This is a genomic window from Rubritalea spongiae (assembly GCF_042652385.1).
GTDB classification, from domain to species: domain Bacteria; phylum Verrucomicrobiota; class Verrucomicrobiia; order Verrucomicrobiales; family Akkermansiaceae; genus Rubritalea; species Rubritalea spongiae.
The window spans coordinates 3,220,298-3,242,264 of the sequence record NZ_JBHSJM010000001.1 but is presented as its reverse complement, the minus strand read 5'-3'; the positions used below and the strand labels follow the sequence as shown (position 1 = coordinate 3,242,264).

The 21,967-nt window shown below is 45.4% G+C and carries 19 protein-coding genes; 2 read left to right on the top strand and 17 right to left on the bottom strand.

Annotated elements, in window-relative coordinates; all coding sequences use genetic code 11:
• Window positions 1-56: 56 nt before the first annotated feature.
• The 9 genes from ACFPK9_RS14425 to ACFPK9_RS14385 form a co-directional block, all read right to left on the bottom strand.
• Window positions 57-1,505 (bottom strand): sulfatase family protein, encoded by a 1,449-nt coding sequence (locus tag ACFPK9_RS14425; RefSeq protein ID WP_377095804.1) that lies wholly within the window; start codon window positions 1,503-1,505, stop codon window positions 57-59.
• An 89-nt stretch (window positions 1,506-1,594) separates the two neighbouring features.
• Window positions 1,595-2,335, bottom strand: a complete 741-nt coding sequence (locus ACFPK9_RS14420) for an SGNH/GDSL hydrolase family protein (RefSeq protein ID WP_377095801.1) — start codon at window positions 2,333-2,335, stop codon at window positions 1,595-1,597.
• Window positions 2,336-2,627: 292 nt separating this feature from the next.
• Window positions 2,628-4,391, bottom strand: coding sequence for a family 78 glycoside hydrolase catalytic domain (locus ACFPK9_RS14415; RefSeq protein WP_377095799.1), 1,764 nt, complete (start codon window positions 4,389-4,391; stop codon window positions 2,628-2,630).
• 529 nt (window positions 4,392-4,920) lie between these two features.
• Complete coding sequence (locus ACFPK9_RS14410; RefSeq protein WP_377095796.1) at window positions 4,921-6,210, bottom strand: histidine phosphatase family protein; 1,290 nt, start codon at window positions 6,208-6,210, stop codon at window positions 4,921-4,923.
• 375 nt (window positions 6,211-6,585) lie between these two features.
• Window positions 6,586-6,744 (bottom strand): hypothetical protein, encoded by a 159-nt coding sequence (locus ACFPK9_RS14405; RefSeq protein ID WP_377095793.1) that lies wholly within the window; start codon window positions 6,742-6,744, stop codon window positions 6,586-6,588.
• A gap of 185 nt (window positions 6,745-6,929) precedes the next feature.
• Window positions 6,930-7,838, bottom strand: a complete 909-nt coding sequence (locus ACFPK9_RS14400; RefSeq protein WP_377092530.1) for an IS3 family transposase — start codon at window positions 7,836-7,838, stop codon at window positions 6,930-6,932.
• A gap of 2 nt (window positions 7,839-7,840) precedes the next feature.
• Window positions 7,841-8,107 carry a transposase gene (locus ACFPK9_RS14395; RefSeq protein ID WP_377092531.1) on the bottom strand — a complete coding sequence of 89 codons (267 nt, stop codon included), beginning with the start codon at window positions 8,105-8,107 and terminating at the stop codon, window positions 7,841-7,843.
• A gap of 570 nt (window positions 8,108-8,677) precedes the next feature.
• Window positions 8,678-10,276, bottom strand: a complete 1,599-nt coding sequence (locus tag ACFPK9_RS14390) for an arylsulfatase (protein WP_377095790.1) — start codon at window positions 10,274-10,276, stop codon at window positions 8,678-8,680.
• 227 nt (window positions 10,277-10,503) lie between these two features.
• On the bottom strand, window positions 10,504-12,063 hold the full coding sequence (locus ACFPK9_RS14385; RefSeq protein ID WP_377095788.1) for a sulfatase-like hydrolase/transferase: 1,560 nt from the start codon (window positions 12,061-12,063) through the stop codon (window positions 10,504-10,506).
• A 706-nt stretch (window positions 12,064-12,769) separates the two neighbouring features.
• On the opposite strand from ACFPK9_RS14385, the gene ACFPK9_RS14380 reads away from it, so the two are divergent.
• A complete protein-coding gene (locus tag ACFPK9_RS14380) occupies window positions 12,770-13,789 on the top strand; it encodes a permease (protein ID WP_377095786.1) in 1,020 nt (339 codons plus the stop codon).
• On the top strand, window positions 13,786-14,697 hold the full coding sequence (locus ACFPK9_RS14375; protein ID WP_377095785.1) for a TIGR03943 family putative permease subunit: 912 nt from the start codon (window positions 13,786-13,788) through the stop codon (window positions 14,695-14,697). Before ACFPK9_RS14380 ends, ACFPK9_RS14375 begins: the two co-directional genes overlap by 4 nt.
• A 117-nt stretch (window positions 14,698-14,814) precedes the next feature.
• Here ACFPK9_RS14375 and ACFPK9_RS14370 read toward each other — a convergent pair whose 3' ends face one another.
• The 8 genes from ACFPK9_RS14370 to mbhE all read right to left on the bottom strand — a co-directional run bounded on the left by ACFPK9_RS14370 (window position 14,815) and on the right by mbhE (window position 21,836).
• Complete coding sequence (locus tag ACFPK9_RS14370) at window positions 14,815-15,768, bottom strand: ThuA domain-containing protein (protein ID WP_377095783.1); 954 nt, start codon at window positions 15,766-15,768, stop codon at window positions 14,815-14,817.
• 615 nt (window positions 15,769-16,383) lie between these two features.
• Window positions 16,384-16,683, bottom strand: a complete 300-nt coding sequence (gene mnhG / locus ACFPK9_RS14365) for a monovalent cation/H(+) antiporter subunit G (RefSeq protein ID WP_377095781.1) — start codon at window positions 16,681-16,683, stop codon at window positions 16,384-16,386.
• On the bottom strand, window positions 16,683-16,970 hold the full coding sequence (locus tag ACFPK9_RS14360) for an MrpF/PhaF family protein (protein ID WP_377095780.1): 288 nt from the start codon (window positions 16,968-16,970) through the stop codon (window positions 16,683-16,685). The genes mnhG and ACFPK9_RS14360 overlap by 1 nt, the downstream gene beginning before the upstream one ends.
• On the bottom strand, window positions 16,960-17,277 hold the full coding sequence (locus ACFPK9_RS14355) for a Na+/H+ antiporter subunit E (protein ID WP_377095778.1): 318 nt from the start codon (window positions 17,275-17,277) through the stop codon (window positions 16,960-16,962). The genes ACFPK9_RS14360 and ACFPK9_RS14355 overlap by 11 nt, the downstream gene beginning before the upstream one ends.
• Window positions 17,270-18,769, bottom strand: coding sequence for a Na+/H+ antiporter subunit D (locus ACFPK9_RS14350; RefSeq protein ID WP_377095776.1), 1,500 nt, complete (start codon window positions 18,767-18,769; stop codon window positions 17,270-17,272). The genes ACFPK9_RS14355 and ACFPK9_RS14350 overlap by 8 nt, the downstream gene beginning before the upstream one ends.
• Window positions 18,766-19,098 (bottom strand): NADH-quinone oxidoreductase subunit K, encoded by a 333-nt coding sequence (locus tag ACFPK9_RS14345; protein ID WP_377095774.1) that lies wholly within the window; start codon window positions 19,096-19,098, stop codon window positions 18,766-18,768. The genes ACFPK9_RS14350 and ACFPK9_RS14345 overlap by 4 nt, the downstream gene beginning before the upstream one ends.
• Window positions 19,099-19,121: 23 nt before the next feature.
• The gene (locus ACFPK9_RS14340; RefSeq protein ID WP_377095773.1) at window positions 19,122-19,544 is read right to left on the bottom strand and encodes an MnhB domain-containing protein; all 423 of its coding nucleotides are present in this window, start codon (window positions 19,542-19,544) and stop codon (window positions 19,122-19,124) included.
• A gap of 3 nt (window positions 19,545-19,547) precedes the next feature.
• Entirely contained in the window at window positions 19,548-21,836 is a 2,289-nt protein-coding gene (mbhE, locus tag ACFPK9_RS14335) for a hydrogen gas-evolving membrane-bound hydrogenase subunit E (protein WP_377095771.1), read from the bottom strand.
• Window positions 21,837-21,967 lie beyond the last annotated feature (131 nt).

Here is a 21,967-nt window from a genome sequence, read left to right as displayed (position 1 = left end):
CCATTTTTTAGGGGGAAATGAGTTGTAAGATATTCCCCTACTAATCTTTCTATAATTTAATGTCCCTTGTTCTTCGTGGATGGCATAGATTTTTCATAGTCAGCAGCCGTCAATGAAGTCATTGGGTCCCCCAACTCATCCATAGTTTCTTCTAGAAGCTGAGTCATCTCGCTGAGTTTAACTGCATACTCTGGGTTGCCTGCTAGATCGATCATTTCCAGAGGATCTTTCTCTAGATTAAATAGCTTCGACTTTTTAAGTTTAGGATAGACGATCAATTTCCACCCGTCACGGATGACTGCGCGTTGCGTACCAATATAGGCACCGAAAATCGTATCGTAGCTTTTCTCTCTGCGCCCATCAATCAGAGGCAAGACACTCTTGAAATCGATATTTTCAGGGATTGGCTCTCCACTAAGTTCCAAGGCGGTAGCCATCGCATCCTGCAAATAAATCGGGGTATCGATCACTTTCCCAGCAGGCACTCCGGGACCTACGACCATGAATGGTGGTCGCAAGGAATGCTCGTACATATTCTGCTTACCAACCAACCCATGATGTCCCACTGCGAGTCCGTGATCTGCCGTGAAAATAATCCACGTGTTATCCGCTTTTTCCGAGCTCTCGATAGCATCTAAGATGCGCCCAATTTGAGCATCCATGTGGGTAATAATCGCAAAGTACTCCTGACGGTTGACCTTGATCGAATATTCCGTCCGCGGAAATGGAGCGAGCTTCTCATCGCGAATCACTGGCACAGCGTCCTCCCCCATGTCGGGATACTGGTCCATATAGTTCTCAGGAAGCTTAATTCGATCCAGCGGATACATATCGACATATTCCTTTGGCGCCTGCCTTGGATCATGCGGAGCATTGAAGGCAAGATACATAAAAAAGGGGGGCTCGCTCTCTGACGCTTGTTGAATGAAGGCAACGCTATCATCAGCGGTCACCTCGCTCCAGTGTTTTCCACCCTGCCAAAAGCCTCCATATTTAATATCCCACGGTTTCCAACCTGCCTCATAATCCGCCTCGTCTATAGGACGGTTATATCCAGCTTGCACCGCTTTGGGCATCCCCGCACGCACGTGAGTTGTATGATCAAAGGCCTGTTTAGCCTGATATGGCACATGCCACTTACCCGTCATGTAGGTATCGTAGCCAGCATCGCTCATCAACTGGCCCCACATTTTACGCTTACCCTTCTTTGCGTCGTCTAGCGCCTCTTTTGCCTGCCATAGAAATGCCCCGGTATTAAGCGATGTCCGACTCGCCATGCAAACAGCTCCCGACCACGCACCCATGTTATAAGCATGCGAGAACGTCGTGCCCTTATTCACGAGCCGATCCAAATTCGGCGTATCAATATCAAGCATACCATGCGCACGGATAGTCTCGTACGACTGGTCATCGGTAAAGATGAAGACAATGTTTGGTTTTTCAGCCGCTAAAAGCGCGGAGCTTAAGCTAGTTGCTAACAGCAAAGTGAGAGCCTTAATTTTCATAATGGATTGTTTCGGTGTGGAATTGTGTCTGCTCGAAGCTATGAGCTATGGCCCATGCGACTCCAAAGCTGAATATCAATTGTTTCGGTTTAATCTGTCGACCCAAGTTCTTCAGTAATCGCTTTCGCTACCTGCTTCGCAAGTGCTTCCGAACCTACAGCATTGAAATGGCAATTCTTAGGCTTCTGCCATTCACTCAAATGCGGTTCACATAATTCATGAAGATCGTTTACTCGGACACCGTTTGCTTTCATGATTTTAAGTGCAGCAGCATTATAGCGCACCGGAGCTTCGGGTGTACGCAGAGGATTGAGCGTCCCAGATACGATCGGTGTTGTCGTGGCAAAAATTAACCGAGCATCAGTCGCTTTCAGCCTCGAAACCAGTACCTTCATATTCTTCGTATATTCTCCTATTGTCGCCTGAGTCGGATCATTTATGTCATTCGACTTTTCGTTCGTGCCAGGAGTCTTCACATGCTTTAGGTCGTGCAAACCCCAGTTAAAATGAATCACGTCCCATTTCTGCACTGCTAACCATCGATCAATATTGGCGACTCCGTAACCAGTGCCATTGCAGTTCTCTCTCCGATTTCCATGACGCCCCATCGGACGAAATACATTGCTCTTCCCCTGTAATAGCTCACGAACCTGTAGGGTATAGCCGATTGAAATCGAGTCTCCAAGTATCAGTACGTTGGGTAAAGCTGGATCTGGCGTGAAGGCCCAATTCAAATGTTGGTCACTTTCTTCAGCCGATCCCTCCTCAGGCGCGGCCGTAGCTACGACAACTGATAATAGTGCGATAATCAGAGAGAGGATGGTTTTCATAGAGCTTTTTTGATTAATAGATGTGTGTTGCGGATACGTTAGAAATCAGATCATTATGTCATTTATTGAATGTTTTTATAAGCTAAATGAAGAGCATAGTCCAACAACCCCCAGAAATATGGGAGGGAGCTAAGTGATTGAGTGTCTATAAAGGGAAAATAGCTTCAGCTTAGTGAGCCGTGGCTTCATCACACCTAACAATAATAACGCCTATACCACCATCCACAAGGCACACAACACCGGCCTCTTCTTAAACGAGTAATAGAAAGCCAAACTCATTGGATGCGTTCCTTTACTTGGTGACTACGAAACGCATTGTACCTTCGGCGAGTTCATCTATCACCCATCGGCTGCCTATACGTTTCGCTTGGACCAAACGTCCATCACAATACACACGATCAGACTCCTCAAAAGCTGGAAGCTCGACTTTCGCGAGCACCCCTTTGGGGAGAGTCAATTCCATCTTAAAATTATCCGAGTTTGCCCAATCCACTACAATCGGCCCGTGAGGGGTCGGGACTTTTCCCTTGGCAAACTTTAAGCCACTAACAGAAGGGCGCACATGTGCAGTCACCCAGCCTGGGCTGAGAGCTTGCACCCCTAATACATAACGGGGTAATAAGTTGGCAGGAGCAGCGCCCCAAGCATGATTCCAGTCTTGGTTCGGCTTGTATTTATGATCCCAAGCTTCCCAAGTGATCGTGGCCCCGCGTTCGACCATATGACGCCAGCTACGGTCACCCTCCGCCACCATCAGGGACAGAGCTTCTTCAGACGCACCTGACTCAAAAAGGCCTTCCAACAGATACTGAGCGGCATAAACTGAACACCGCATGCCACGTCCGACCAACCACGCGGCCATCGATTCGCGTACTTCATCGGGGGCTAATCCAAATGCCAATGAAAACAAGTTGGCATGCTGCGAACTGTGCTTGGTTCCCACCCCGTCCATGAATAGCCCAGTTTCCGTATCAAAAAACGTTTGCTGAAATGCTGCATAGGATTCGTCAAACTCAGCTTTAAATACCTCCGCCTCATCGTCCTTGCCCAGAGCTCGCGCCAGTTCTTCCATCCGTCTAATCGACTGAAGGTAAAATGCGTTCACCACCGTGTTGCGTGAGGTAAATACATAAGCGTCTCGCTCGCCTATTGGCCAATCCACTATATCAGTTCTCTTAATGTCTTGCGAAGCACTGGCAATCAAGCCATCGCCAGCTCTACGTTCCGCCAGTGTCTTGGATTTCAAAATTTCATAATATCTTCTCACCCATTCCGTCTCGCCAGTCTGCATCCAGTCAGCATGTACCATAAACACCATATGTGGCGCCCATTCAGTCGGCCATGTCGGATTCTTAAATAAGTGTGCCAAAGTATCGCGAGCCATCTGGATATCGTTGTCAGTATAGTAATGGCTCAGCTGGTTAAGGTAAGCATCTGCCTCGTAAGGAATACGCTCACGATCACCATCTACATAAACTCCGGCAAAGGTCGTCGCTTTGATAGAATAGCGGCAGAGCTCCCACACGCGGTTCAGCATTTCATCAGAACAATCAAACGCAGCTGCGTCATTATCCCAAGTGGCAGAAAATGCCGATTGACGAACAATCTGCGCCGGTTTCAACTCACCCTCCCACCCTTCAATCTCGACCCAGCGAAAGGGCAACACAACGCCCCACTCCTTCGGCGTCAAAACGGCTGGCGGGGTCGGAGGCTTGCCTCTACTAGTATTCCGTCCATCTTTACTCGGTGCGACTACCCTTACTTCGTTCGCTTTTAAATGAACCTCTGCAGCCTTATAGCGAACGGTTCCCAACGGTTTTCGGTTCACCCGACCATTTTTCAGGTCTTCGCCAAAATGTATAGTGAGATTCACAGCTGCTGGGGAGACTACTCGTACATTCCCGAAAGCTACGCGTCCGAAGTCTATGAGATAAACACTATCCTCGACCTCACTGATGAGAACTGGCTTTTCATCTACCAAATGCGTCGGCGCTGCATGTACTGATCCCAATAAAAGAATTAGAAAAAATAGGGTATCGATAACTTTTTTCATCATTTGATCATAAGTAGATTGTTGTCAGAGACGTTCATAATGCACGCTTAGCTCGTCGTAATGTAATACACAGCAAACTTGTAACGTTTCCCGCGCACTCCATGCCAGTTTTTGTAGTGCACAATGTCCCCTCGCTCTGATCTAAGACATTCACACCGTAATCAGCGGCCATGCGTTCATCTTGATAGACCTCCGGTGCTTCCGCCCATTCATTCAATTTCTATCTATGCCTAGCGCGACTTCTTTGTGACAAGGATTTTGTTAGAATTCGCTTATAACATCTTAGCCAAAAGCGCTTCTATTTCGGTTCATCCCCTGCTTTGTCATCTGGTCAATCTATTCTGTATTGATCTCTGGCGAACCATAGCAGCCTAAGTTAGTGAAACCACAGTAATCGTTTAACATTACAATAACATTTTAATTTCACAATATGAAGACACTAGACTGCATGTACTTATTAATATGGCTCCCAGAACCTGCTTTATTCTACTCATAGTGTTCTGTGATGTTATAAATAGATAAAAACTGGTGGTCATTGATTAAGGCTGGCTTCATTACCCTTAGAAAGGGTAAAAGAGCCCGTCAAATCACGAACCCGCAACTTGCCCTCTGCACAAGACAGGGTAAGTACAGACATCGGTGTAAATGTGAAATCTGCATCATCCTTGGTGACCTTTGATTCCAGCCCAGATTTCCCAACTCCGAAAATGTAGCAATCGTCCGTGCCGTAGACTCCATCAAAGCCGTTAAATCTAACAGATATACGACTATCCGATTGTATAGTGAGGTTCTCAATAGAAAATTGGATCGAGTCACCCTCGTCAACATAGCGCTCATCGGACACCCCAAAATAGTCGTCACTCGCATGAACCTTCGCTCTCTTCCCTAGTGTCACAGAAGCACTCGAGTCATCCCCCTTTAATGTAACATCACCGCCCACAAAACCTTGGAATCGGATATCCCATGAAAGAGAATCATTACTGCCGCCAACACCATCGAGATCTTGGTCTTTAATGGAAAATGAATAAACGATGTCCAAGCCATCCGTCGCCTTGGTGATCTTCGCTCCCGTACGATGCACGGTCTGACCATTGATCTCCACATCCGATAAATTAGAGCGTAGATCAGAAAATCTCACCTCCAACTTACCATTGTTAGGGATCGCGCCAATACCGACAGTAACCGAGTTATATATCTTCACCTCAAAGCTCCCATCCTCTTGTTGCTCTACCATCCAGATGCCTGTGTTATCAATCGATTCGTAATCCATCTCCCCTGTCAACAGGCGGATGAGGTTTTTACCACTCGCACCATGCCCAGCCAAAAGAATCGTTTTATCCGTCCCTCCAAATTTTTTCAGAATGCGATCAATTGCGGCCTGATAAACAATTTTCGCAGCCGCAGATTCCTCCTTCTCATCCAAATCATTCGATATATCAAACCCACGAGTAACCCCCGCTCTCATTGAAAACCAATCAGTCTCATCTGTTGGTATTTCTATCACTTTCCCTTGTTCCAAAACCGGTTGTTTAAACTTAGGCAACTCCTTATCGAACAAGTATTCACTGGGGATCGACAGTTCCTTGAGTTCAGGCCATATTTCCCCCTTAGCTCCCACATCTTTCATATAAGGAAGAATTGTATTTCGTGAGCGCCATAGTGGACTTGAGGCTATGAAATCAAAGCGCTTTTCCAGCGCTTGCAGCTTTCCAGACACCTTTGCAAGCTGGACTTTCCCCAGTGGTGTGAACTGGTTAGAGTCGCCCACGTAATCTGGCCAGTCATCTTCCGGGATGCCTTTCTCTTTCCACGCTTTCTTCACATTATGGCCCCCCTCAGCGTGGCGAATGTAATATATCTTTAAGCCAGCTTCACAGACCCCCCGGCCAGCCACACCATGACCAACACAAACGAGATAATGAGTTGAAAGTAATTTTTTAGTAAAGACTGACTAACAAATCCTAACAAACGAGAAACTCCATTGCCCTTACTATAATCTTTCGTCTTCATATTAATGGCTACGTACGAGCAGATGTGACAGTTTATATCAACTATTCATTTAATACTCCAATAGCATCATATATGGCATATCTGTAGGAATCATACCAAATCTCTTGAATCGCATACGATTCATCCTAAATAAAAATTCACCATATGTAGCCCCCCATTCTATGGGGGGCCGTATCTCACTCAGTTTTTAGAGCTGAGCAAGTAGTGCATTCTTCTTAATTTTACCGTTCTCGACATCGGTGTTAGTATGTTCGGCATAGCTGATTACCGCTGACCTAGCAAAAATGTGTGAGCCTCTCTTCGTACCGCCAAAACCACCAGATCCTGTCCAAGAATATACATCCACTTCCCTTTGCGCTCAGCTAGACTACTCACTCTAACGGGGCTAAAAGAAGATGATCAACAATACCCTCCATAGAACTCCCGATGAGCAATGGTAAGACATTCACACTGTCACCCGCCAAACTTAAAGCCTAACAAATCGTCATTTAAACGGTACCCAGCTGGCCTGACCCCGCGCTTTGGACAGATCTAAACTGTAGATTCAGTGAAGATGTTGTTTCTTATTAGGTTAGGGATTAGTTCGCGTACAGACGGAGTGGAGGGCGTAGCCCGTAACGGAGTCTGTACGCTGCGCGCGAACTCATTGGGTGTGAGATAAGCCAACGAGCTATGGATGCGTTCATCGTTATACTCTTTTCGCCATCCTTCTAGCAAAATTTTAGCTTCTGCTAGAGAGTAGAAGATTTCACGATTCAGGAACTCATCGCGTAGCTTGTCGTGAAAGCTCTCGATGTAGCACTGCTCCCATGGTGAACCTAGTGTAATGTAGTGTGTTTGGATGCCTTGCTCTTTGAGCCAGTCTCGAATTTTGTAGGCTATAAACTCTGGACCATTATCACTACGAATGAACCGAGGAGGCCCATGCTCAACAATGAGCTCTTCTAGAACTTCAATTACGTCTTCGGCTCGGTAGCTATGACGAGGATTCAAGCTATGACATTGACGAGTGTATTCATCTAACACGCTTAAAATGCGGAAGCTCGACCCATGCTCTGTTTGATCGTAAACAAAGTCCCAGCTCCAGACTTCATTTTTTGCACTGGCGCGGAGTCGTTTGGGTTCATTTTCATTTACTCGTCTACTCTTGCGCTGCTTCTTGCGTACTTGTAGGCCGTGACGGCGACGTATCGCCTGTACACGCTTAGAGTTGATTTTATGGCCTTCTCGGCGCATCAAAGCGGTAATGCGCCTGTAGCCATAACGAGGGTTATCCTTGCTGAGCCTCAGAACCTCTCGCTCAAGCTCTATACTCTCAGGGCTACGTTGACTAACCCAATAAAAGCTAGATCGCTGTAAGCCTATCGCTCTACACACTTCACTTACTTTCGCAAACCCAGACTCTACTAGTGTGCGAACCACCGTCTTCTTGGCTGCCACACTTACCACTTTTTTGAGTTCACTTCCTTGAGTATGTCGATCTGCATCGCCTGATCAGCTATGATGCGCTTCATCCGCGCATTTTCCTCTTCTAAGGCTTTAAGCTTTCGAGCCTCGTTTACATCCATATCCCCATATTTACTCTTCCATAGGGAAATTGTTTGAGGACTCACATTATGCTCGGCACAGATTTCTTTACGACTCTTACCAGCTCGCAATTCTTGCAGGATTCTGACTTTTTGCTCTTCGCTAAAACGGCTTCTTTTCATGTTTTTCGATTTGGTTATATCACCAAATCTACATTTATGAACTGCACAGTTCTACGGGGTCAGGCCACAGCCTCCCAAGCATCCTGACCAGTTTCATTAAACATACCACTGTTGTCATTAGTAAAAAAAATCAGTGTTATATCAACCACACCTCGTGTTTCTAGCGTCTTTACTACCTCGCAAAAAATCCAGTCGACTCCATGGACAAAGTCTCCATACAGTGCGTACTTGCAGCTACCCTGAAAGCGATCTAAAATCCGATCACCTAGCATTTTAAGTTTCGCCACCGAGGTCGCCATAACTGCTATGATGCTCGTTAATATCCTCAGTAGATAACCAGAGGATATTTGGTCGGTCCGTCGCAGAAATGTTCGGGAGGGAGCTCAGCTTTAGTAAAGTATAAAAAGGCCACAAGCTTGTAGCCAAACTTGACGTGTTATCACCAAGAGCTTACTCCTTAAAGACTGAGCAGATAGCGTGGGCTTTCATTACTCGATCTTGTAAATCGTCAATCCTATTGAGATTTGTGTGTGATCTACACATGATTTTGTTCAGCAATGAAATAGCAGCTTAATTAGAAGCCGCTGTAGATTCATACCATTCCGTCCATTGCTGCTTCATTGATTCCAGTTTTTCAGGATATTGCTGAGACAGGTCGTTTGTCTCATTCGGGTCAATGGACATATCGAAGAGAGCCCAATTTGATTTCTCAGCGACTGCTTTCCACTTGCCTTGGCGGATGGCAGACCCATTGCCGAATTGCCAATAAATGGCTCGATCACCAGCTCCGTTCGATTCACCTTCTAGTTGTGGAGCAAAGCTTTCACCAGCCATCGCAGGTACTTTCTGATTGTTAAATTCCATGGGATATTTGGCGCCACTCAACTCGACAATGGTCGGCATGACATCGATGAAATGGCCGACGAACGATCTGTTAATGCTGCCCGCTTTTTTGATTCCATTAGGCCAGTGCGCTATAAATGGTGTGCGTGTGCCACCCTCATAACTACTCTGCTTTGCTTTACGCAAAGGCGTATTGGATACATTGGCCCAGTTGCTACCGAGTGATGCCCAGTAATCAATACAACCTAACTTATCGATAGGTAGACCGTCGCCAACACGCTGACCTTCTATATGTTTACGATATTCGGCCATCTCTGCAGATGAGCCATTATCGGCAGCAAAGAAAATAAGCGTATTTTCTAAATCACCAAGCGATTCAAGCTTCCCAATGAGTTTACCTATATTTTGATCCACACGGTCAATCATAGCAGCGTAAATAGCCATCTTGCGTGCTTCGATGTCGCGTTCCTCATCAGTTAAGCTTTCCCACTTTTGGTAAGTCGGTTTCGCAATTGGTTGATTCGCATCGATAATTCCTAGTTGCTTAAGCTTTTTAATACGTGCGTCGCGAATAGCTTCGTAACCGACCTTGTAGGTATCTTTATATTTTTCAATATCATCAGGCCATGCTTGAAGTGGGTCGTGAGGTGCAGTGTAAGCAAGGTAAAGAAAGAAAGGTACGTCCTCGTCTTTGTATTGATCTAAATATTCGATAGCTTTTTCTGTGTAGTTGTCAGTCGAATAAAAATTAGACTCACTTGGCGTGTAGGGTTGCAATACTTGCTCATCAATTGCCCAGAATCGTTTTCCATACTTCTTCTGTGCCGGCTTGGCTTCATCGTCACGTTTGAGCCCTGGATTAAAGTGATTGGTCGCACCATCAAGCAGTCCCCAGTAACGATCAAAACCACGATCATACAGCGACTCTCTAGAATGGTGTTTCCCAGACGCAAGCGTGCGGTAACCTACACTCTTTAAAACCTCACCTAGGGTGATTCCAGCTGTAAACCTCGCACTAGAAGCTGCCATTCCTACATCTTGAGCGTATAGCCCAGTGAGCAATGTTGCGCGCGACGGGAAGCACTTCGCAGTATTATGCATCTGAGTAAAACGCATGCCATCCTTAGCGAGCCGATCTAGATGAGGTGTCTCAATTTCTCCTCCGTAACAGCCGATGTCACTGTAACCCATATCATCGACGAGGATGAAAATAATGTTTGGTTTATCAGGTGTCCCTAACTGTTGCTCTCTAGCTGAACTTGTTTTCGGTAAAAACGAAAGTAGAAGAACAAAAAGAAGAAAATGTAGCGGTGAACGAAAAATCATTTGTGCAATAAGACACCATAGCAACTAGCCTCTACCAGAAGAACCAACTTCCAATTTCCGCCAAACCATTTTCCGAATCTATACGCACAATAAACGCCACGCTATTCATAGCATCTAGACTTCTCCTGAAAGACAGCCCTGCAGATCTACATAATGTTAAACAGCTGTTAGTAGCAGGCAACAGACATCCGAAAATGGCTTCACCGTCGCCGAGCCACTTTCATACGTTATTCTGCAAGTTCAACAACAAGCTCCTGACAGCGCTCCCGATGTGCAGCCAGCACTGATGCGTACTCTGGATTAGTCGCTAAGTTCACTTGTTCTTTAGGATCTTTACTCAAGTCAAATAACTCCTCGTAAATCGGCTTCTCCCCTTCAATCGATGCATCGGGCAAATATTTTTTCCGATCATTTTCACGACTAAAGTAGCGGATGTATTTAAATTTTTCACTACGGACAGACTCAGCTCTTGGATATTCTTGATCGGTAAAAAGGTTTTCTAAAAACACCTCTTTGCGCCAATTTGAGTCATTCCCTTCTATAAGCGGAACCATGCTTTGCCCTTGGTAGCTATCGGGCACTTGCACTCCACACAAATCGAGAATTGTCGCTGGAATATCCTGGGCTACAACTAACGAATCGAGTCGTTTCCCCGCTGTTCCTGAATCCATGAAAGGAGAGTAGATAATCAGAGGAACGTGCACCGCCTCTTCATAAAGCATACTTTTCCCACTAATTCCATGCTCACCATAGATCAAGCCATTGTCAGAACAGAAGATGATGATAGTGTTCTCATCTTCACCCAGATCTGACAAGAGTTCACGGAGGTTTTGAAGGTATTGATCAATGCCATAGACTGCACGTGCTGTCTTCAGCTTCGTCACACGAAGAGCGTTACCATTTAATCGATAGTAACCAGGCATCTTCGCGATGGTTAGAACTTCATCTGGGAACAAGGGTTTATCATTCGGAATGATAATCTGATCCTTCTTATCGGCATAAAGCATCGAGTAAAACTCTGGGTCGTTAGCGTCCGATCCCATGCCACTAAGACTCGATTGATGGGGCAGATTGAAATTAATCCACGCGCAAAATGGTTTCTTTGGATCGCGTCTATTCAGCGATTCTTTAAAACTGGGGTCCGCATTTTCATAAAAATAGTCGAACTCACTACCTTGCTTTAAATAAGCTTGGGTCGCTTCAAAGATCCCTTCAGTTTGTGACTTCGTCTTTAAGTTAGAAAAAGCTTTATGCTTCTTCGCAGGATGAAAACCCAGATGACCTTCCCCATAATAACAAAAATCAATATTTTCTCTCAACGGAGTATTGTTCCGATCAACAATCTTCGTGTGGTGCTTCCCAAGAAATGCAGTCGAGTATCCGGCCTGTTTGAGCTGCATCAAAAAGCTAGTTGCGAAAACCTCTTCAGTGATCACATTCTTCGATACACTGCTAAAACCAATACGATTCTTTCGCTCCCATTGGCCAGTGAAGATGTTCGCACGGCTCGGTCCACAAATCGGACTGGTCACAAAAGCCTGGTCGAAGAAAACTCCCTCTTTTGCCAGTTGATCCAAGTGTGGTGTCTGAGTAAGCGGATCCCCAGTCATACCGAGTGAATCATAGCGCTGGTCGTCCGAAAAAAGAAAGATCACATTCGGTTTCGAATCTTGCTCAGCAACTTCAGCATTCACCACGACACAAGAGCATAAGAAAAAACCAGCACAAGTCCTACGCAGTAGAGAAATTCCCATCAAACCAGAGATTTTGAAGACGTTATTTTTCATGTTAATAAGATACCATTCCAGCCCGAAGGACCCAGAACTCACTAAATTGACATACCACAAGCTTTGAAATAAAAAACAATAGCGAGTTCACGTGAGTTGACAAAGTCCGACTATGCCCATTCTTGAACAATTCTCTCAAACAGGTCTCTATCAATCCATTCAAACTGTCGAAAATCCACAAGTCCAATGTCGCCCCAACAAAATCTAATATTCGACCTTCAGCCCTTGGCCGTGTGGATAATTTTGTTGCCTGATCCAGTCCATTATAAATGCAAAACATATATATAGCGAAAGTCTCACTTAACCGATCGTAGCGAGTTCCAATCTTTCGAATTCTTTTAACTCTAACAAAGTAGTGCTCTAGGGCATGGCACTTTTACCGACCTCTTTACTGTAGAAAACTTTCTTTTTTCTATTCTTACGACCTGGAATTAAGGCAACTCCTCTTTGTTGATCGACGTAATTTCTTAGTTCGTCTGAATCATAGCCTTTATCAACATGGCTTACTAAGATTCCCATACCCGTCTATACTTGCCGCTGAAACAGATTAGAATAGTAGTGCGGCTGTTTTTGCTTTTTCTGACACACGTCGAAATGCTTCTCAACCTGCACTCTTGCTTTTAGAAATATTCTGCTAAGACAATGAAATACCGATCAAAGCACTCCGTAAACATCCTCGTAGCATACTCAGCTTTCTAACATCTCTATGGATCACTTTCTAGCCACACTCATCAGCGAAGACATCGCACAAGATTTTGCCTTCGCCTTCTTGTCTGTGCTTTTTGAAGGTCTCCCCTTCATTCTCATTGGCACCTTGATCAGTGGCTTTATAGACGTCTACCTACCTGCGAAAACGCTCGATAAGCTCCTGCCGAAAAATCGCTGGCTTTCCATTTTCACTTGTGGCCTGCTCGGGCTCATCATTCCAGTCTGCGAATGCACAGTCGTTCCAGTAATCCGCCGGCTCATCGCAAAAGGACTACCTCTAGGTAGCGCATTTACCTACATGCTCGCCGCTCCGATTGTGAATCCCATCACCTTCATGAGCACCTACACGGCATTTGCTAACGAACCATTGGGAATCGCTCTATCAAGAATAGCTCTGGGATATGTGGTCTCTGTCAGTGTGGGAACCTTGATTCTCTTTGTACCAATTGAAACAATCCTCAAACGCAACATCATTGATAGGCTTCACTTCAGCGGTGTCGGCCACAGCAAGCAGGATGGAACGTGCTGCCATACACATCAGCACGTGATACCAGCTAGCCACAAGTACGTAGCTGCCATGCGCACCGCAGTCAGAGACTTTTTAGATGTCTCCGTCTACTTCGTCATCGGCATCACACTCATGACCATTTTCAAATCAGCAGCCAATACTAACAGCCTACTCAACTATCTTGCAGAAGATGGAAGGTTGCTCGAAAGTACAAGCTTCATGATAGCTCTCTCATTTATCCTGAGCCTTTGCAGCACCTCCGACGCCTTTGTGGTAGCTACCAGCTTTGAAAGACTAAGCCGCGTTTCCAAGATGGCTTTTCTCGTTTTCGGCCCGATGATGGATATAAAGCTCATGCTCCTCTACCAAAGTATGATGAAAATGCGGGCTGTGTTAATGCTTGCTGTGCTCTTATTTATTCTCATCACTGCCAGCTGCCTCCTGTGGGGAAATATCTACGTCGATACCCTAGAGTGGGTTGAACAATTAACCAAAGGAGGCTCACTGTGAAGACACGGATCAACTTATGGATTCAAGTAACGGTGCTCCTCTCTCTGGCTGTCCTGTGCTTACACTATTACTTCAAAGTCGAGCTACGCCTTGACGGGACCGAGTACTCCATCATCCAGAATTACCTCTCTCCAAGCTTCCAGACCGCTACCTTCATCGGTGGAGGCTTGCTGCTTATCCTAGGAATTTTTCTACTTCTCACTCAAAAAATCCCTGCCAGCTGCGGCCACGATCACAGCAGTGAAGACTCCTGTGATGATACCCATCAACACGGGGATATTCATCCCATCGTAGCTGTACTCATTCTTGGCATCCCAATCCTCTTTTCAATCACTCACACCCAACATCAATTTTCAGAAAGAGAACTCACAAGAAGAACCGAAGTCGATATTAACCCTGAAACCTTTCAAAACACAGCCGACGTCCCACCTAGTTTCTCACGTGCAACCCTAGACCAATATCTGCAAAAAAACGAAAATGGAGCATATAGACTCGGTATGTTCGAGCTCTTCACCACCGCGAACGACCCTGAAGTTTCCAGAGCCATTGATGGAGTCACGGTTGAAGTCGAAGCCGCTGTCCGCTCGATGCCCGGTGATGAGTCGAACCCGAAACTAAAACGCGCATACCGACTCATGATGCAATGCTGTGCCGCTGACATGCAAGCCATCCCAATGACAATGAAACTTACCGATGCCATGGCTGCCAATTTCACTTTCCCCGAACACACCTGGCTAAAAATCGAAGCTCAACTCAACTATGAGCGAGATAGCAAGGGACAACAACAAGCCGTCCTCACCGCCCACAACATGGTGCCGAGTGAACGACCTGATGACGAAATACTCCTCTCCGATTATAACCCCAGTATAGAAGAGTTAGAGACACATGCTGAACATGAGAGTGATTAAAATAACAATCGTCCAGTCAGCCTTGAAGTTAGCCTACGGCATCAACCAGAAATAACAAAATAGTCTCCCGTTTAAAAAACTCAACAAGGTCTCGTCACCGAGCTTAGAAACGTAATCCTACTTGAAGTGCTCTGCTTTCATGTAAATAGCGGCCTTCTTATTCACTGCCAGTAACTCTTTCAATGTAGGAGTCGGAATAGCAGCTCCATTCTCAGGCACCTCTTCATTCAGCGTCCAAAGAACGCTGTTCGTAAAGGTCTTAAAGAAATGAGGATTTGCCCATGTGTGGTAAAAATGCGCCGATGTAAGCCCCACTGAGCGTCCACCATCTTCACGGTCGTATGTCCAGTACGTTGGCTGCTCGCGCCACTTAGTTTCATCTTCGATATCATCCCGAGTACTCGGCGCTTTGGATGAATGAATATACGTGACTTTGTCATTCTTAGGATTGCGAGAATCTGCACCTTCGGTAAAGAAATTGTAATAGTATTCATCCTGCAATTTGAAAGTCTCAGGCAAACCGTTAGAAATAGGATGCTCCTTATTGACAGTGAACTCCATAACCGGGAATTTCCATGTCCAGCTACTCTCAGGCGACTTTCCTTTATTCACCCAATAATACACGGCACCAATCCAATCCTGCATCAGTTGCGCATTTTCTTTATGTAAGCCTCCAAACTTTGGAGAGGGAGCGTCAGTCGCCCAGTGCACCATAATCACACCTGTCTTATTCTTCTTAATCACGGAATCGAAATGCTTCGTGAAATTCGTTGGATCCTTCTTGTGAAAAAGCGCGTGCTTCGGTCCGCCATCACTCGAAATAATCACAAGGTCAGCATTCTCAACTTTCGAGAGATCACTTGGGTAATTGAGACAAGTCTCAATTACAAACTTTTCAGCGTATTCGGAATTATCGAACTTTGTCTTCAACAATGTCGCAACCTCCTCATTATTATGAGCATAGTTTTGGTGCGTAGACTTCCCGTAAATAATGAGAATGTTCTTTTTTTCTGCGAGAGCAGAACTGAATAGCCCTATGGAGAATAGGATGCATGTAGATAGCTTTTTCATAACCTTGGGTGAAATGCTTCCCAAATCTCTGGCAAGCGCATTAGTTCATAGATGTACTAGATTCCAACGGAGATTTCCAATGGGTTTTTACATAAACATATCCACTTTAACATATAGGTTTCCCACATAGCCATTGATTATACTTTCTCACACCGAACTCTCCAAATAACGCAAAATACTAAATTACAGAATATTAAATCATTTATTCAGTTCTAACTCGTTCAAAACACCCCCTATTCAGCTCCCCATACTAACGACACTTCTTCTATCAATTGCAACTTCAGTTCACGCCAGTGCACCTGCAAAAGAGAAACAAGTGTGCAGCCAATATTATTATATCGCATGCCATGCTCCCGATTTGTCTGAAAGTATCAGACCGTCCTTGAAAGATGAATTCTGGCCTCACGGCTCGTCGCCTGAGAAAATCACCAAGGGCGTCTCGGGGGCTGATATGGTAGAAGTTGAAATTTTTCTAAACAAGATCGACTCGCTATCAGAGAATAGATCTGCATCTTTTTTTAATGCCCACCGCATTTGCAACGCAAGCATTCACGGATAGATGAAATCCACAGTTCTCTAACTTAACATCTCGTATTTCAAAAAACCAAATGAAGCTTACTTCTTTCCGCGCTTCCAAATTGGGAAATGGCGTCGATAACTAATCCGTCCCACCAAATGCGCCGCAATAGGAGCAGTGAGGTAAAAGAAAAACAGAATTGCTAAACTCTCGATAATCACCCTCGGTGTCGGATTACTCAACATCACTGCAATCAAAATCAGAGCACAACCAAAAGCTCCCGCCTTGGTCGCCGCATGCATGCGACAGTATAAGTCTGGCATCTTCAATACGCCAACTGCCGCTAGAAGTGCAAACAATGAACCTGCCAATAGAAAAAAGCTAATTACAACACTCATTATACAACATCTTTATGTTCAAGGTAGCGGACCAGAGCCACTGTGGCTATGAAGCTGATGAGTGCAATACCCATTGCTATATCTAGATAGGGAACAAATCCCCCCACTAGCGAAAGTAAAACACATTGTGCCATCGTCAATGCAGCCAACAAATCTAGCGCCACCACTCTATCTAGAAAACTCGGCCCCTTCACGATGCGGCAGGTAGCCAAAATAATCGCCAAGGCTAACATCCATTGACAAGCGTCTAACACCCAGCTCGGTATCGTTGTAATCTCAAAAAACATCGCAAACTTTATTTATATAGTTTTCCACCAAATCTTTAGACTCCGCCTCGGCATCATCGGAATACATACTGTGAATATAAAGTACTCCATCAGCCACATCTAAACTCAAGGTCCCTGGTGTCATGGTAATTAAATTCGTGACCACTAATAATTGACGAGGAGTGAGCTGGCTCACATCAATCGTCAAAATATCTGGCTTCATCAAATAAGCCGGTGAAACAATATCGATCGCAACTCGAATATTACTCACCACCACCTCTTTGAGGTAAAATGCTCCAAATGCTATTAATTTAACCAATTTAATCATCTGCTACCTCCTTCACATGCATTACTTTCTCAATGTATGACTGAGGATCAGCCAACTGCTCACTTGCCAGCGTCGACCATTCCAACAACTGTTGTGGACATAGACTAATCCACACAGTGATCGCTGCCATCGCAATACACGGCCATATCATGATCCATGGAATGTGTTTATGCGTAGCGTGTGTATGTTCTGGCTCTTGCTTCCAAAAAGCCTCTGCCCAGATCTTTGTCATCGAATACAAAGTCAATATTCCCACAAACAAAGCACAGCCAACCAGCCAGTAGTGTTGTGTATCTATACCCGCTTTAATCACCCCCAGTTTCGCCCAGAACCCTGATAAAGGAGGAATCCCACCCAATGAAAATGCAGGTAAAAAGAAGAGTAAGGCTAGCCCAGGCATCGCCTTGTATAACCCTCCGATAGCCTTCAAGTCAGTCGTCCCACTTCTCTTTTCAATAAGCCCAGCAATAAGGAACAAATTGGTTTTCACCAAAATGTGGTGAATTGTGTAGAAAATGGCACCCGCTATCGCCACTGGTGTACCAATCGCTAAGCCCATCACAATGTATCCGATCTGACTAACAATATGGAACGAGAGGATCTTCTTAATGTCGAAATGAGAAGCCGCTCCAAAAACCCCAGTAAGCATCGTCATTGCTGCGAGGAAGATAAGCACATCTTGAACGATGTTGAATTGGCTGTGGAAGAGTAGTGTGTAAGAACGAATCATTGCATACACACCTACCTTTGTCAGCAAACCTGCAAACAAGCCAGAAATCGCAACCTTTGGAGTATGGTAAGATGCTGGCAGCCAGAAAAAGAACGGAAAGAGCGCAGCCTTAATACCAAATGCGACTAGCAAGAGCATTCCACTGCTGTTTACTAACAAAGCATCTTCATGAGCATCTAAACGCTGAGCAATATCCGCCATATTGAGCGTGCCAATCTTTCCATACAGCAAGCCTACGCCACAGAGGAAAATAACAGAAGACAGTAAATTAATCAGCAGATACTTAACTCCTCCTTCAATCTGATCCTTCGTACCAGAGAGTGTGATCAACACAAACGAGGATAAGAGCATTACCTCAAACCACACATAGAGGTTGAATAAGTCCCCTGTTAAGAAGGAACCATTCACACCCATCAGCAGCATGTGAATCAAACTGTAGTAATGCTTTCGCGTATGAAGCTCATCAATGTCTCCCAGAGAGTACACTGCAATGGCGACTGAGATGACTCCGGTAATACATACCATCATCGCACTGAATAAATCGCAAACTAAGGAGATACCAAAGGGAGCTTCCCAAGCCCCTACTTGAATCACAATCATTCCATGCGTAAGCACATGCTGCATCAACATGACCGCCGAAATAAGCTGAGCGACTGCGCCAACGATACTGAACTTAGGAACTAAACTGTTCGTGTAGTCTCTACGCAAGCAACTCACTGCCGTTAGAAATGGCAGAATCAAAGATAGAATTAACCAAATCATGGAAGTGCATCTGTACGGTTAAATTCATTCACATCATCACTCTGCAGCACCTTGTGCGCTCGCATAAGGAGAGTGATCGTGAACACCATAAGCCCAAAGCCAATCACAATCGCAGTGAGGACAAGGGCCTGAGGAATAGGGTCAGCATGACCCTCAGCTACCTTTTTAGTCGCAGAATCAGCAAACACAGGTTCGTGCGCAATGATTCCACCCATACTGAACACCAATAAATTCGCAGCCTGGCTCAATAGAATGATGCCAATAATAATTTTAGTCATGTTCCGCCTTAATAGGCAATAAATCCCCGCGGCAAATAGTATGCCCGCCATAATTGTTATCAAGAGTGACATTATTAGTTATTATTTGAATCAAGAGATTTTGCACAAAGTACCGCAAAGCCCAGTACCGTTAAATACACGCCAATATCGAAAAGGATCGGAGTCCCTAATTTTACTTTACCTAATACCGGTACATACCAAGTAGGAGCCCATAGTGCTTCCATAAATGTGTGAGTCACAAATAAGCCTACAAACGCGCTCGCACAGGCCAGAATCAAACCGACCTGCATCAGCGTGATAGGATTACGAAATCTTCCTTCCCCTATACCTTCCCAGCCTCCAGCCAAGGCTCTCAACATCACCGCCGAGGCTGCAATCAGCCCGCCAATAAAACCTCCTCCAGGAAGGTTATGCCCTCTGTAGAGAACGACTAAAGACAAGCCTATGAGCACTGGGTACAGATAGCGAGTCGCTGTTTTGAGTATGATTGAATCCATCACTTACTTCTTCTCCTTTTGAACTTTTTCCACCAGTGCCCACACCCCGAGAGCTGCGACAGCAAGCACTGTGATTTCCCCGAAGGTGTCCAGCGCTCGGAAGTCCACCAGAATCACGTTCACCACATTGGCGCCATTCCCCAGCGGATAACTCATTTGAGTCAAGGTGTCAGCGATACGGTCACCAATCACGAGATGTTGAGATTTGATCATCAGTACCGTCATCACTCCACCCGTTAGTAAAGCGAGGCATCCATCCATTACTCGCTGAAATTTCGTAGAAAGTACACGATACCTAGGCAAGTGCTTCACCACCCAAGCGAACAAAACAACCGTCAAGGTTTCGACTAACACCTGAGTAATCGCCAAGTCAGGAGCGCTATACTTAGCAAAGATCATTGCCACGCCGTACCCGACAACTCCTAAAGAAATAACTGCTGTTAGTCTGCGCTTTGAGAAAACAGCAAAGGCGGTGGCTATCAGCATTGCCACTAAGAGTAGCAGCATGAATGGATGGATCGAGCCAATCGGTTCAAGTGACGGCCAGCCACCATATCGAAACAGTTTAAGCAAAATGAGCGCACAGGTGCTCACCAAAATAATCACCAAATAAGAACGAAGATTGCCAGTTTGTAGCATTCCAGTACAGCGGTGCGCCACGCGTAAAACTGCTTGAAACACCTTGTCATACACTCCGTCAGCAGAGGTTGTTTCTTTCACCTCTACCCCTTTAGCCGCTGGTTTCAAAAATGCGGTTAGAGCAAAACCTAGGGCGAAAGTAATCAAACTAAGAATCAGCGGTAAATTAATACCATGCCACAAATGCACTTCAATCTCAGGTCCGTCCACAGCGAGTTGTTGATAACATGACTGTAGCACAGGTTCGAAAAGCATAGGAACACAACCAAACGCTACCCCAAGCGTCGCAAGTATCGCAGGCCCTCCTGCCATCCAGAGATCTACCTCGTGCGGAGTATGAGGCGTTGCCTCTACCCGTTTTCTAAAAAACGGAATCACACCTGCACGCGCTGCGAGTACCATCATAAGTGCATTCCCAAGGACTAACACACCTGTCACGACCCAAGGCGCATACAAACTCGCCTTGTAAGCATATTCCTTACCTAAGAAACCTAAAAACAACGGCAGCCCCATCATCGACAAGGCCGCAGCCCCTGCAGTAAAGGCAGTCAAAGGCATCGAACGTTTCAAGCTTCCTAGCACACGAATATCTCGCGTCCCAGTAGAGTGATCCACTGCACCAGCAGTCATAAATAAAGTCGCCTTATAGAGAGCATGCCCAAGTAAAAATAGAATAGCTGCGAAAATCGCTGCAGGCTTATCGATACCAATCAGCAATGTCAAAATCCCCAGAACTGCCAACGTAGTCGCTGCCAAAATCTTTTTAAGATCAACTTGCCGCAGTCCAAACAAAAGAGCCAGAAGCATCGTCATCCCTCCTGCCACCATCAACGTATTTGACCACAACCCAGTCCCACCAAGCATCGGCTGCATAATCAACATCAAGAAGATGCCCGCCTTAACCATTGTCGCTGAGTGTAAGTAGGCACTCACAGGCGTCGGTGCCGACATCGCGTTCGGCAGCCAGAAATGAAACGGAAATTGCGCCGACTTAGTAAATGCTCCTAACAGCACAGTAATCACACATGCCACATAAAGTGGATGCTCGGATAATGCATAGCTCTGAGCATGCATTTCTGACAGCAACCAAGTCCCAGTCATGACCTGCAGCATGATCACACCAGCTAACAAAGCTAAACCGCCTAAACCAGTAACCACTAATGCTTGCAATGCATTTCTACGGGCTGACGCATTTTCATGGTTGAAGCCAATAAGCATGTAGGAACTGATACTAGTGAGCTCCCAAAAGATAAATAGGATCAATAAATGATCAGACAGCACCACGCCAGTCATGGCGAACATAAACAAATAGAGTAGTGAACAGAGTCGCATCGTGCCCGATTTTCCACCCATGTAGCCCAATGCATAAGCAATAATACATGATCCAATTCCTGTAACTAGCAAAGCCATGAGCATCCCAATCCCATTCAACTGAAGAGAGAGGTCGATGCCAAATTCAGGAACCCATTCTACCGACCAAACAGAGCCGCTACCCGTCGTCAAAACTTCCCAAGAAGTGGATGCTATAAGACAAAAACTAAGAAACGCAGGTAGCACAATGGCCACTCTCACCAATATAGGGCTCTTCTCACGACTCATCAACGGTATTAGAGTCCCAAGTAAAAGAAGGCAGAGTGAAATCGGTAAATTCATAGGCGATGTGCCCACACCCATACTCATAAGATTTTCTTCTGTCAAACCGCTAGCCTAATTTTAACAAATCATCACCCAAAGCCTGTAATTTTAGGCCATCTGGACAAATTAATTTGCTGTAAGATGAGAAT

Coding starts and splice junctions, on each gene's coding strand:
- ACFPK9_RS14425 (WP_377095804.1), bottom strand. CDS start 1,505: ATGAAAATTAAGGCTCTCACTTTGCTGTTAGCAACTAGCTTAAGCTCC.
- ACFPK9_RS14420 (WP_377095801.1), bottom strand. CDS start 2,335: ATGAAAACCATCCTCTCTCTGATTATCGCACTATTATCAGTTGTCGTA.
- ACFPK9_RS14415 (WP_377095799.1), bottom strand. CDS start 4,391: ATGATGAAAAAAGTTATCGATACCCTATTTTTTCTAATTCTTTTATTG.
- ACFPK9_RS14395 (WP_377092531.1), bottom strand. CDS start 8,107: ATGAAAAGAAGCCGTTTTAGCGAAGAGCAAAAAGTCAGAATCCTGCAA.
- ACFPK9_RS14390 (WP_377095790.1), bottom strand. CDS start 10,276: ATGATTTTTCGTTCACCGCTACATTTTCTTCTTTTTGTTCTTCTACTT.
- ACFPK9_RS14385 (WP_377095788.1), bottom strand. CDS start 12,063: ATGAAAAATAACGTCTTCAAAATCTCTGGTTTGATGGGAATTTCTCTA.
- ACFPK9_RS14380 (WP_377095786.1), top strand. CDS start 12,770: ATGGATCACTTTCTAGCCACACTCATCAGCGAAGACATCGCACAAGAT.
- ACFPK9_RS14370 (WP_377095783.1), bottom strand. CDS start 15,768: ATGAAAAAGCTATCTACATGCATCCTATTCTCCATAGGGCTATTCAGT.
- mnhG (WP_377095781.1), bottom strand. CDS start 16,683: ATGAGTGTTGTAATTAGCTTTTTTCTATTGGCAGGTTCATTGTTTGCA.
- ACFPK9_RS14360 (WP_377095780.1), bottom strand. CDS start 16,970: ATGTTTTTTGAGATTACAACGATACCGAGCTGGGTGTTAGACGCTTGT.
- ACFPK9_RS14355 (WP_377095778.1), bottom strand. CDS start 17,277: ATGATTAAATTGGTTAAATTAATAGCATTTGGAGCATTTTACCTCAAA.
- ACFPK9_RS14350 (WP_377095776.1), bottom strand. CDS start 18,769: ATGATTTGGTTAATTCTATCTTTGATTCTGCCATTTCTAACGGCAGTG.
- ACFPK9_RS14345 (WP_377095774.1), bottom strand. CDS start 19,098: ATGGCGGGCATACTATTTGCCGCGGGGATTTATTGCCTATTAAGGCGG.
- ACFPK9_RS14340 (WP_377095773.1), bottom strand. CDS start 19,544: ATGGATTCAATCATACTCAAAACAGCGACTCGCTATCTGTACCCAGTG.
- mbhE (WP_377095771.1), bottom strand. CDS start 21,836: ATGAATTTACCGATTTCACTCTGCCTTCTTTTACTTGGGACTCTAATA.